Origin of the sequence: Terribacillus aidingensis (genome assembly GCF_900215625.1) — a bacterium.
Lineage (GTDB): Bacteria > Bacillota > Bacilli > Bacillales > Amphibacillaceae > Terribacillus > Terribacillus aidingensis.
In genome coordinates this window covers 119,739-132,355 of record NZ_OBEK01000004.1, presented here as the reverse complement: position 1 = coordinate 132,355, position 12,617 = coordinate 119,739, and the positions used below count along the sequence as shown (strand labels likewise).

General features: G+C 38.9%; 12 protein-coding genes and 1 other annotated feature. Of the genes, 1 reads left to right on the top strand and 11 read right to left on the bottom strand.

Annotation, left to right across the window (positions count from 1 at the left end):
- Positions 1–40 precede the first annotated feature (40 nt).
- A complete protein-coding gene (locus CRO17_RS13205; protein ID WP_097042951.1) occupies positions 41–472 on the bottom strand; it encodes an RrF2 family transcriptional regulator in 432 nt (143 codons plus the stop codon).
- A gap of 156 nt (positions 473–628) precedes the next feature.
- On the opposite strand from CRO17_RS13205, the gene hmpA reads away from it, so the two are divergent.
- Positions 629–1,804 carry an NO-inducible flavohemoprotein gene (hmpA, locus tag CRO17_RS13200; protein WP_097042949.1) on the top strand — a complete coding sequence of 392 codons (1,176 nt, stop codon included), beginning with the start codon at positions 629–631 and terminating at the stop codon, positions 1,802–1,804.
- 48 nt (positions 1,805–1,852) lie between these two features.
- Here hmpA and yraA read toward each other — a convergent pair whose 3' ends face one another.
- The 10 genes from yraA to CRO17_RS13150 all read right to left on the bottom strand — a co-directional run bounded on the left by yraA (position 1,853) and on the right by CRO17_RS13150 (position 12,587).
- On the bottom strand, positions 1,853–2,362 hold the full coding sequence (gene yraA / locus CRO17_RS13195) for a cysteine protease YraA (RefSeq protein WP_097042948.1): 510 nt from the start codon (positions 2,360–2,362) through the stop codon (positions 1,853–1,855).
- Positions 2,363–2,639: 277 nt separating this feature from the next.
- Complete coding sequence (locus CRO17_RS13190; RefSeq protein ID WP_097042946.1) at positions 2,640–3,257, bottom strand: P-loop nucleotide/nucleoside kinase family protein; 618 nt, start codon at positions 3,255–3,257, stop codon at positions 2,640–2,642.
- A gap of 68 nt (positions 3,258–3,325) precedes the next feature.
- Positions 3,326–4,192 carry a class II fructose-bisphosphate aldolase gene (locus CRO17_RS13185; RefSeq protein WP_097042945.1) on the bottom strand — a complete coding sequence of 289 codons (867 nt, stop codon included), beginning with the start codon at positions 4,190–4,192 and terminating at the stop codon, positions 3,326–3,328.
- Positions 4,193–4,230: 38 nt separating this feature from the next.
- Complete coding sequence (locus tag CRO17_RS13180) at positions 4,231–4,635, bottom strand: hypothetical protein (RefSeq protein WP_097042943.1); 405 nt, start codon at positions 4,633–4,635, stop codon at positions 4,231–4,233.
- Between the two features lie 14 nt (positions 4,636–4,649).
- On the bottom strand, positions 4,650–5,939 hold the full coding sequence (locus tag CRO17_RS13175; protein ID WP_097042942.1) for a PTS sugar transporter subunit IIC: 1,290 nt from the start codon (positions 5,937–5,939) through the stop codon (positions 4,650–4,652).
- A gap of 36 nt (positions 5,940–5,975) precedes the next feature.
- On the bottom strand, positions 5,976–6,284 hold the full coding sequence (locus CRO17_RS13170) for a PTS sugar transporter subunit IIB (protein WP_097042940.1): 309 nt from the start codon (positions 6,282–6,284) through the stop codon (positions 5,976–5,978).
- Entirely contained in the window at positions 6,281–8,410 is a 2,130-nt protein-coding gene (locus CRO17_RS13165) for a BglG family transcription antiterminator (RefSeq protein WP_097043169.1), read from the bottom strand. The genes CRO17_RS13170 and CRO17_RS13165 overlap by 4 nt, the downstream gene beginning before the upstream one ends.
- A 173-nt stretch (positions 8,411–8,583) precedes the next feature.
- Entirely contained in the window at positions 8,584–9,933 is a 1,350-nt protein-coding gene (locus CRO17_RS13160; RefSeq protein WP_097042938.1) for an amino acid permease, read from the bottom strand.
- A 143-nt stretch (positions 9,934–10,076) separates the two neighbouring features.
- On the bottom strand, positions 10,077–11,423 hold the full coding sequence (locus tag CRO17_RS13155; RefSeq protein WP_097042936.1) for an amino acid permease: 1,347 nt from the start codon (positions 11,421–11,423) through the stop codon (positions 10,077–10,079).
- A gap of 70 nt (positions 11,424–11,493) precedes the next feature.
- Positions 11,494–11,720: a binding site (T-box leader), on the bottom strand.
- A gap of 72 nt (positions 11,721–11,792) precedes the next feature.
- On the bottom strand, positions 11,793–12,587 hold the full coding sequence (locus tag CRO17_RS13150; protein WP_097042935.1) for a 2-keto-4-pentenoate hydratase: 795 nt from the start codon (positions 12,585–12,587) through the stop codon (positions 11,793–11,795).
- Between the last annotated feature and the right edge of the window lie 30 nt (positions 12,588–12,617).

Sequence of the window (12,617 nt, the reverse complement as noted above, 5' to 3'; positions counted from 1 at the left end):
TCCACTTTAAGTATATTAAAGGAATTTGTCAATTTAATTATCACGAGAATAATAACCTTAACTCCCTCTTATTTTGCAGCAAATCCTGCAGCGTATAGGCATCCAGCACCTGCAAATAAGCTTTCAATGCATTACCAAGAACCCCTTTCAAGCCACAAACGGAAGCAATCGGACAAGTATTATTCTCTCGATTAAAGCACTCCACCAAGTGAAGATCATCTTCCATCTGCCTTACGACAGCTCCTACATTGATGTCCTTTGGATCACGAGCCAGCCTGATACCTCCCGACCGACCTCTTACAGCTTCTATATAACCTGCTTGCCGCAGTTCATGCGACACTTTCATCAAGTGATTTTTAGATATTTTATAAGCAGTCGCGATTTCCTGAATCGTCGACAGCTTGACTTTATCTTGTGTTCCCAGATATAGAAGGATCCGCAGGGAGAAATCTGTATACATTGTTAACCGCATTACTATTCCTCCTCTTCTCGAGGATTATAGCACAAGTATCCAGGCGGATGGACAAAAAGAGAATGTGACACTTTTGTTAAAGTGGTATTTAAAAAATATCTTTTATCCGAAATTAGACTTATGATAGCAGTAATCCAGCGAAAGAAGGAATCAACCATGTTATCACAAAAAACGATTAACATTATTAAAAGCACTGTACCTGCTCTAGAAGAACACGGAACTCACATTACTACTGTTTTTTATGAAGAACTATTCAAAGCTCATCCAGAACTGCTGAACATTTTCAATCACGCCAACCAAGCACAAGGGAAGCAACAAACTGCACTGGCGAACGCTGTCTATGCTGCTGCAGTACACATTGATAAGCTGGAGAAAATCTTGCCAACTGTCGTACAGATTGCACATAAACACGTTAGTCTTGGTGTTAAACCAGAGCATTACCCAATTGTAGGCGAATACTTACTCAAAGCGATCAAAATGGTATTAGGAGATAACGCAACTCCAGAGATACTGCATGCATGGGGAGAAGCATACGGTGTTATCGCGGATGCGTTCATCGGAGTAGAAGCCACGATGTATGAAGAAAACGAGAAAAAAGAAGGCGGCTGGACGAATTTCAAAGACTTTGTTGTCGAGAAAGTTGTCCCAGAAAGTAACGTTATCACTTCCTTCTACTTAAAGCCTGCAGATGCAGCACATCTACCTTCGTTTAAACCAGGCCAGTATATTTCCGTACGTGTGTCCATTCCTGGCGAGAAGTACATGATGATTCGTCAATACAGTTTATCTAAGACTCCGTCATTAGATATGTTCCGTATTTCCGTAAAAAAAGAAAACGATAACAATCCAGACGGTAAGGTTTCTGTCTACTTGCATAACCAGGTAAAAGAAGGAGATACACTTGAAGTTAGTGCACCAGCTGGTGACTTCACACTTAGCGGAAAGTCAGATAAAGCTATTACATTCATTGCTGGCGGTGTAGGAATTACACCAATGATGAGTATGATGGAAACACTTGCAGCAGAAGAGCCGACTCGGGAAATTGTCTTCCTGCAAGCAGCACGCACACCAGCGTACGCTGCCTTTACAGAGCAGATTCAAAGCCTTCAAGAGAAGATGCCCAACTTAACTTATAAAACATACTACGAGGGAAATCGAATTGACGAAACTGTGCTCAAGGATATGGTCCATCCAGATAGCGATGTTTATGTCTGCGGTCCAGCTGGATTCATGGAATTCGTCATCTCCACCCTCTATTGCGCTGGATTCAGCAAAGAACAGATTCATTTTGAATTTTTCGGACCAGCAGCCGACTTAGAGAAAGCAGAATAACAAAAATAGCGCTAGACTCAAGAGTCTAGCGCTTTCTTCTATTCGTTCTTATTTTAATAGATTCAATGATTCGCGATTGAATGCTTCCAAATCATCAGGTGTTCTGCTTGTTACAATATTATGGCTTACTACCACTTCTTCATCCTTGAAGTTAGCGCCAGCATTGATTAGATCCTTACGAATACTGCGGAAGCCTGTAATATCTTTGTCTTTAAGCAAGTCCGTATCAATCAAAACTTGCGGACCATGGCAAATAGCAAAAACAGGTTTTTCATTTTCTACGAAAGCTTTTGCAAATTCACCTGGACGGTCATCCGCACGAAGCAAGTCAGGAGAGAATCCTCCAGGTATGAGCAGTGCATCAAAATCACTTGCATCCACATCAGAAAGCGCCTTGTCGATTTTCACTTTCTCCCCATGCTTGCCAGTAACTTCTTTTCCAGCTTCTAAGTCGATGCTGACAACACTGTGACCAGCTTCTTCGTATGCTTTTACCGGACTAGTATACTCTACGTCTTCGAATTGGTCGGTTACTAAAACTGCAATCTTTTTACTCATATATAGTCCCTCCTATTTCAATCTGTTTCTATCGTAGCAGATGCCTTTGCAAAAATTCAAAGATGTTGCTCAAAATCTGTAAGCATAGTGCTTATCGAAAAAGCGAATGTATGTCTTGGTCATTCATTCCAAATACTACATAGTTTATATAAATCTATATTAGTTTTTAAAATATACTTTCCATAAAAAAACTCTTTTAGTAGACAGACATTAATGATCTGTAACTAAAAGAGGGATACCGCGCTCAGTTTAACAACTTGCATGTAAGTAATACTAATCAATGTATAGATTCCTCCAAGTATAACCCAAGCTTCTCAACCAGCTCTGAATAATTAACTCTTGAAAAGTCGGTTACATCTACCTCAACTAACTTACCCATCTGAAATGAATCGTAACCTCTCGTTGTGCACCGCTCTATAAACTCGTTGTATGTGAGTAAACCATCTGCCTCATTTCTATTCTCCAAACGATCACCAATTCGGTATGATGATACAACATGACTTAAATGCCTAGATGTATCTAAATCTCTCTTTCTTTGTCGTTCGTACAAAATATCTAAATCAGCTATCAGACGAATTGTTACGACTTTGTATTGGTACTTTTCTGTTAATCGTTGTAGAAAAGGTTGCTGCTTTTTACTGAATGGATAATCAGAGATGATCTTCTTTTCTGCGTACATCTGATATTCCAGCGCTTCATAATATTTTTTCCATGCTCTTTCCATAAGCTTATGTTTTTCCTTCAAGTTTTGATACCCATATATATCGAAATAACGCTCTTTTAAATCATCTGGTGAAATTATTGAATACGGTCCTAAATTCTCATCAATAATTTTGCTTAAATAAGTTTTCCCTGTTCCCGGAAATCCAGCTAGCAATATTAGTATTTTACACATGTAATCACCTTCTATCTAACTACTAGGTACGGGTAAGGAAATTTCCCTTCTACTTCGTATTATATAAATCACCTCAAAATAAGGGTGCGATCCTCAATGTTCCTAAAGATACTGATTTTGTGTTTGACTACTTCTTTTACTGCCTGATTGCATGGAATTATATTATGTCTAAGTGATTTAGTTTCTTTCGTCTCTTCAAATGTTTCTTTTGCTTTTCTTGTCCAAGCCACCAGCAATTCCGTACCTACATTGAATTTACGAATTCCATTGTTAATTAATTCATGTATGTCCTGTTCGTTTACACCAGTTCCTCCATGAATAACTAATGGTACATCAACCACAGCATCAATCTCTCTTAATAATGGTATATTTACTTGCGTCTTTGATTTATATTGACCATGATTAGTACCTATAGCTATTGCTAGTGCATCTACCTTAGTCGCCTTAACAAACTCTATCGCATCTTTTGGATTCGTATAAACTTTATCATCTTCGCCTACATGTATTCCTTCTTCTGTTCCACCAATGGTCCCTAGCTCTCCTTCAACTGAAACCCCATGCTTATGCGCATACTCCACTACTGCCCGTGTTTTCATAATATTTTCTTTCAAGGGTAAGTGCGAGCCATCAAACATAACAGATGTATATCCTTTATCAATAGCTTCTTTAATGTCATCAAAATTTCTTGCATGATCCAGATGCAATACTACATCTACCATTTCTTTTGTAGCCATCGACTTGCACACCGCAACAAAATTTTCATGGCCGATATATTTTGCAGTATCTATACTTGTTTGGATAATAATTGGTGAACCCTGTTCTTTCGCAGCACGAATCATATCAGGCAGCATTTCTAAATTGTGTGCATTAAAAGCACCGACTGTATAATTAAGTTGCTCAGCTTTGCTTGTAACTTCTTTTAAAGTAGTATACATAAATAACTCCGCTCCTCTTAATAATAATTTGGTACTGCTTACCGCACACCTCGTGTTACATCTTTAGAGATTTGCATCATCTGATCCATTTTCTCCATATAGATCTGCAAGGATTTATCGTCATTCATTTTCGCTGCCTCTGCCCTTTTTTTGTTATATAGTCTTAGTAAAGTTTTGTATCCATCTCCCAGAGTTTTCTTATATTGAATACTCTTTTCAAGCGCATCTATTGCCTGATCGTCTTCTTTGATTTTCAAATATGTCATACCAATATCTTCATAGATTTTTGCCTTTCCTTCTCTGTCTGCCTGATTTAGTTCTTTTTCTCTCATAGAGATTGTACGTAATACCTCATCCTTGTTTTCTTCTGTTATTACCGCCACTTCCGGTTCAATGAACTCTTGTTTTGGTTTCTTTGTTTTCTTCTTACCAAATCCAAACATTAATTCTCCTCCTTTTAAAACGCTTTTAGAAGCGGACCAATTAACCATGCATATAGTAAAGCAGCAGTTACTGTATCAACGTCAGTCGCTGTCGTATTCACAAAACCCATAGAATTAAAAGTAGTTACTAGCAGCGCAGGAAGTAGTGTGATGAAGAATCCATGTGCAATACCACCAATAACCGCTCCACGCCTTCCGCCAACTAGATTACCAAATATCCCTGCCGTTCCCCCTGCAAAGAATGCTGTCAGCATACCTGGTAAGATCATAGCTAATCCAAATACCGGCAGTACAAACATCGCAATAACACAGCCAATAGTCGTTGTAATGAAACCTACAATTACCGCGTTAGGACTAAATGGAAAAAGCACTGGACAATCCAAAGCAGGTTTGGCATTTGGAACAAGGCGCATGGCAATCCCTCTAAACGCAGGAACAATTTCTCCTAACAACAAACGGACACCTGCTAATAGAACGTACACTCCTACCACAAACTGAATTGCTTGGAGGAATGCAAACATTAAATAATGTGTATCACCTGATAATGTAGAAGCGAAATCCGCACCAGCAAATGCTGCTGTAATAATATAAAGCGGAACCATAATAACCATTACTGAAAGGTAGGTATCTTGTAAGAATTCTAATTGCGCAGGAAGCTTTAAGTCTTCTACCGATTTTTTCTTATCACCTTTTTCCCCGAACACCTTTGCTACACCTGCTTCAAACACATAGCCAACTGTACAAAAATGTCCTAATGCTATGTCATCTGATCCTGTTATCTTGCGGACAAACGGCTGTGCGATTGCAGGCATAGCAACTGCAAATACAGCACCAATGAAACCGCCTACCAAAATCAGTGTAATACCTCGCAACCCTGCAAAATAACCAAACACTGTTGTCATAGTAGCCATCCAAAGGATTGCTTGACCTGTTAAGAAAATGTACTTCCACTTAGTAAATCGGGCAATGATTATGTTAAAAACAAAGATAGCAAGGAAGGTTAAAGCAATGTCCCGCCCTAGACCTAATTCATTCATGGCCTGACCGTTAATAGCTTCAATAGATGGGACAATACCCTGCATGTGAAACCCTTCCGCAAAGATTTTACCGAAATATGTCAAACTGCCCACAATGATACTGGATCCAGCAACCAATACCATAAATCCTAGCATTGTTTTTAATGAGCCAGATATTACTTGCCCAGCTGATTTCTTCTGGAGAATTAAACCTAGCATAGCAATTAAAGCTATTGTGACGGATGCCTGAGTTAAAATGTTTTCGATAATAAAGTTAATAACTCTCATACGCTATCTTCCTCCCTCACTTTATCTTTCTTCTATCTAAACTAAAGCCCCTTTATCCTTTAGGATAGGAGTAATCTTATCTTCAATTTCCTGCTTCGATACAATGTTGCGCAAGTAAACTATCGTTGTTTGATTAGAATCTATTGAAAACTTTTCAAACTGAGACTGGAAGTTCTGTGCCGTGATAATAATATCCGGCTTTGCCGAAGCTGCAGAAGAAATATCACTATGATCCAATCTAGCTTCTACTCCTAATTTAGTTAACACATCTTCTGCTGCCATTTGACAAGCAAAACTGCTACCTAGTCCCGCGCCACAAACAAACAAAATATTTAACTTTTTCATGAAAATCTCTCCTCTTCAAATTTGTCTTCTTCGCTTCCATAAAGTACCTTATTGAACGTATCTGCATCTTGTACTGCTATTAATCTATTTAATTTTTCTTGATCATTTATCAAATCAATTAGATTCCTCATTACATTAAGATGTGAATAAGCATCTACCGCTGCTAAGCAGAAAATTATTCTTACCGGATCGTTATCCAGGTTCCCGAAATTAACTGGTTCTTTTAAAGTCATGACACTAACTCCTAGTTTATTTACGCCATCTTCAGGTCTTGCATGCGCTAATGCTAAATATTTACCGACAACTATATATGGCCCATATTCCTCAACAGATTGAATCATGGCAGTTATATAACTTTCTTCGATAACTGATTCTTTTAATAAAAGCTCTGCAGATTTCGTTATGGTTTCTTTCCAGTCTTTACATTCTTGATTTAAAAGAATATTGGACTCCTTTAGGATATCCTGTAGCATTGGCTGAATCTCCCTTGTATTGATTTTTAAATGATGGCTTATAAATGTCTCTTCTAATCTTTGATAACTCTCTTTCGTGATTTGACCTCCACTTTCAATCATTAGTGATAAGACATCTTGCATCAGTTTAGTGGCGTCTAAGTTATTGGATACTACCCTTCTTTTATCTTTGTTTTTTTGTAAGAAAGCTTTTATCTCTTTACGATCACTTTCACGCAAAATAGGATTAAGTACTAAGAGTGGTTTTCTCTTATAAAGAATAGGAATTGTCGTAAATACTAAATCTACATCTAACTTGTCAATAAACGATAATTCGTGCGAGCTCAGCACTGCTATGATATCGATATTGAAATGTTCCTTTAGATTTGCAGCCAACAATTTTCCTGTCGAAAGACCGTGGTTGCATAACACAACTGCCTGATAAAAGGATTGCTTTTCCTGCTTCCACCAGCTCGCAGAAGTCGAAAAATAAACGGTAAGAAATCCAATTTCATCTTCTGATAGTGTTTTTTTCGTGTGTTTCTCTATCTGCTTCCGAAAGCAAGAAACTGCTTGATATAACTCGGTATATGATTCCTTAATAGTCTCTTTCAAAGGATTAGAAGCCTGGATATCGTTTTTTGCCCTACTTAACAGCCCAGTGATATGCTTATACAATCCTTCATATAAATCTTCCTCTCTCTGCGAAAAGGGGATACCAGTCATTTTCTCTACATGCTCAATTAGTTGAATAGCAAGCAGTTGTGCTGTAACCCAATCAAATGAATTATTCATATCTTTTGGATTGAAGGATTCGATGGCCGCTGTAATGTACTCCCTTTCGCTTAACGGAATATCTAAATCAAATTCGCTGCAGATTGAACTTATAAAGTCTTTAATAGGCCCTTTCATATTCCCTATATCAAAGTCGCAATATTCAATTATTTTTTCGTCTTCTTGCACCCTTCGTTTCCAAATTCCTAACAACAAAATTACCTGATTACGATATACATGATTAACTTTAATTTTGCATCTTTCTAAAACTTCATCATAAAGTTTACGCATTGTATTTAATACTTTTGCATCTAAATAATCCAATCCTAATCGATTAGGGATAGAGAGTACTACTTCTGTATCTACTGATCTCATTAAATAATCAATATCAACCATATTTGTAATAACTTTATACAATATAGCCCTTATAGAGCGCTCATCCCCATGTAATACAACGCCTTGTTTCGGCAGACTAACGACTGATATGTTATGGTCTTTCACAAACAAACGCAACCTTCTCATATCTTCATCTAATGTACTTTTTGAAACTTGAAGCTTCTCTCCCATTTCATAGAGAATCGTTGTAGTCAATGGATTAACGATATCTAGAAGTAATGCAAGAAATCTCTCATTAGGTCCATAATAAGCGTGTGTTATTTCATCTCCGATATTGAAAAGTAACCTCTTTCGTTCCTTTTCAGAAAGATTTAATTTCAATCCTTTCCCTCTTGCGGTAATAATTTGTGGGTAATCATTTTGAGCAAGATAGTCATTAATTAGAAATAACTCGTTTCGAAGCGTCCGTTCACTAATAAAAAACTCCTTACTCAGATCTTTATAAGTTAAAAAGGAATTAACCGAAGAGATTCTAATTAGTATTTTTTGAGTACGCTCTTTCATCAATGTAACCCCTTTCATAGTTTGATTATATGTTGCCGAATTCAAAAAGTTTAGTGTACATTTTTGCAACTTAAACCCGCAATCATGTAAGCGCTTACCCAGTTGCATTAATCTCCTTTCTCCTAAAACAAAAAAAAGCCCTATATAAGGGCTTTCTCAATTACTTTCTGGTACTATTGTTTCGCCTTCACCCGAATCTGATAAACAACCAGCAATAGAATAAACCACACTGGCGTGACAAACAAAGCAATTCGTGTGTCTTCAGCTAACGCAAGCACCACGACAACGAACGCTAAGAAAGCTAAGATTAAGTAGTTCGAAATTGGAGATAATGGCATTTTGAACTTACTTTTCTTCGCTAATTCCGGGCGTGTTTTGCGATATTTCAAGTGAGCAAGTACGGTTATGCTCCAAATAAAGATGAAGCAAACTGTTGAAATACTCGTAATCAGCGTGAAAACACCTTCAGGTATGATGTAATTGAGCACGACTGCAATCAGAATAATAATCATAGAAAAGAACAGTGCGTTTTTAGGTACTTTTCGCAAGTTCAATTTTTTAAATGGCTTCGGTGCGTGATCCTCTTTTGCCAGTGAATATACCATCCGGCTAGTACTGAACACGGCGCTATTACAAGCGGAAGCAGCCGATGTCAACACAACAAAGTTAACAATACCTGCCGCAGCTACGATGCCGACAGCTGTAAATACTTGTACAAACGGACTTTTAGCAGGATTTATCGCGTCCCATGGATAGATACTCATAATGACGATGAGTGCACCAATGTAGAAGACAAGAATCCGAATCGGAATATTGTTAATTGCTTTTGGAATAACCTTTTCCGGATTTTCTGTTTCTCCAGCTGTCAGCCCGACGAGTTCGATTCCCACGAAGGCAAACACGACCATCTGGAATGACAGAATAAATCCATGTACGCCATTCGGGAAGAAGCCGCCATGATCCCAAAGATTCGAAAAACTGGACGGTCCAGCATCAGTAGAGAATCCGCGAAGAATCATATACACCCCGACAACAATCAAAGCCAAAATAGCGATAATTTTTATTAGAGCAAACCAAAATTCCATTTCTCCAAATAATTTCACTGTCGCAAGGTTCATGATCAGCAAAATAACGAGTGCGATTAATCCTGGCATCCACTGCGGTACTCCTGGGAACCAGAACTTCGTATAGATACCGACAGCTGTTAAATCAGCCATCGCAATGGAAACCCAACAGAACCAGTATGTCCATCCCGTGACAAAGGCAGCTCTGTCTCCAAAGTAATCTCCGACAAAGTCTACAAAAGATCCGTATCCTAAATTACTGAGCAAGATTTCTCCTAATGCTCGCATGATAAGAAAACAGAAAATACCAGTAATCAGATAAGCAAAAAGAATAGATGGTCCGGTTAGATGAATCGATTTGCCGGCACCTAGAAACAACCCTGTCCCGATTGCACCGCCAATTGCGATTAATTGAACATGCCTATTCTTTAATCCTCTGGCTAGTTTCTCTTCAGCCATGTTTATGCTCCCCTCTTCTTCATTTCGAGTATGGAACATATAAAAAGCCCTGACTCAAAATAAGTATACTATTATATAGTATCGAAACAGCTAGAGGCGCGCAATAATCAAATTTTTCTAAAACTTAATATATCCTGCATTTGTTAGATTTTATTTCTGCGTTTCTTTATGACATATGCCCCCATAATAATGAGGTAGATAACCAATGTTATCCCGGTAATGACCACAGCAGTTGTCCAAATCACGCCAATCAAGATGAGCAGCAGCGCAATGATTGCAAGCCACGTTGTCACCGGAAAAGCTTTGACATAATAAGTACTTTTATCAGGCTGGCTCTTTCTCGATTTCAAGTGCGCAAACGAAATAATCAGCCAAATGAACAATACGGTGTACCCAAGGGATCCCATCAAGTAATCAAATGTCTTACTGCCGATAAAGAGTGAAATAAGAACTCCTACATATAAGAAAGATGTACAAACAAGTATCGAAACGACTGGTACTTGCCGTTTGGAAAGCCAAGCAAAACGTCTGGAAATCCTTCCGTCCAATGCTTGCGTGTAAAGAACACGAGATGAGCCATACAAGCCAGAGTTCATGGACGAAATAATAGCCAAAAGAATAACAGCATTCATCACATGGTCCGCACCAGGAATTCCGATAAGCTGGAAGACGAGTACGAATGGACTTACTGCAGATTCGTTCACTTCATTCCAAGGAATAAGACTTACAATAATAAAGAACGGAAATAGATAGAACGCAATAATACGTGTTAAGGTGCTGCGAACTGCTTTTGGTACTACTTTTTCCGGATTTTTTGTTTCAGCTAATGTGACACCAATAATTTCTGTTCCGCCATATGAATAAATAACAACCAACATCGCTGAAATCAAACCGCCTGCACCATTGGGCAGAAATCCGCCATGATCTGTCAGGTGAGAAAAGCCAGGTGCTCTATGATCTCCGAAGGATACAAGCAGCAATACAATACCAGCCAAGATGAACAAAATAATAATACTTATCTTAATTAAAGCCAGCCAGTATTCTGTCTCGGCAAATGTTTTTACAGAGAATAAATTAACAGCTGTCACAAGCACTGCGACAATTAGCGTCAAAATCCAAACCGGGTAATCTGGCAGCCAATACTGCAGAAAGATTGCTGCAACGACAGCTTCAGCAGCAATATTTAATACCCACATCTTCCAGTAAATCCAATCAAGGAAGAAAGCTGGGAACTTACCGATACTGGACTGAACTAGATCGCGAAATGTTCTTGCATCTTTATTTTGTACTGCCATTTCGGCAAGACCCTGCATAACAAATAATAGAATAATGCCGCCTAGCAAATAAGCAAGTATAACAGCAGGTCCTGCCAAATCAACAGCTGAACTTGAGCCTTTGAAGAGCCCTGCACCAATTGCACCGCCTAGTGCCATCATCATAATATGGCGCGCTGTCATGGTGCGCTTCAGTCCATGTTGTTCTTTCTTCATCATCTTTACCTCCATTTAAAATTTCAGCTTCCAAGAAAAAAGCCTTCCGTCTCTTCTCCATATGTGATGGAAAAGAGACGGAAGGCTTTTTGTGCTTTCCGCGGTACCACTCTCGTTGGTTCTAAAGAACCCGCTTTTCACCTTGTAACGAAGGTAACTCGTCAAAACCTAAAGAATCTGTCCGTCAGTTTTGCTGCTCCAGGGTGAGTTCGAGGAAAACACAGGCTGCGTTTCACCAATCCGCAGCTCTCTGTCAGCTGTGTCTGTTCCTCTACTGCTCCCATTCGTCGCTTTTGTTAAAATATTTCGACCAAATAATTAATCCTTACTATAAGCGCCGCAGAATAGTTTGTCAATATATCTTACAAATTAGTTGACTTCCAATTTTATCTGACCTATATGGCTAAAATCAGCACTATAGGAGCCTGCTGCTAATGGAATAGGTGATAGAAATGTTCCGGAGCTTATTGCCATGCCTTTCTTTAAGTATTGGTTTTTTTCGCCTAATTTTTGCGTCAGCCAGGCGACAGATGCAACCGGGTTCCCCATCACCTCTGTTGCATAGCCTGTATCAAGATGCTTCCCATCCTGTGTAAGCGTCAGCTTAATTTGCGCAGCTTCCTCTTGTGTCAGATCATCTCTCCCGCTCGCTGCCAGTACAACTTTTCCGGTAACACCATTATCACAAATTAAATCAGACAACTGAAATTTAGGGAACCAATCCGCAAATCGGGAATCAGGAATTTCTAATCCGGCATGAAGTACACATTTCTCCAATATCTCTTGTTCTGCTGCTCCGATGCTTAAATCTTCTTTCAGAACGAACACAATCTCGGGCTCCAGCAGCGGTGAAAACATCGAAGCTAACTCTAGCTCCGTGTGTCCTCTATGTAAAGTATCATCAAATAACGTCCCAAATGCTGGTTCGCTTGCGCTGAATAAGGCCTGTGTACGAGGACTTGTCATACTGATTTTATAACCCTTTATTTCTTTTCCAGTCTGCTTTGACCTTTTAGCTGCAAACACTTGCTGCACTTCATACGATTCTTCGACGGAAAGATTATGTACGTTGCTAAAGAAATCGATCGGCTGCTTCGTTTCATACACCTGTAGAAGCTGTGCTGCTAGCTGCTCTTTTGTAACCTGTTTCACCTGTTCTGCCATCTTTCCCTCTCCTTTTTATCTAAATTATCA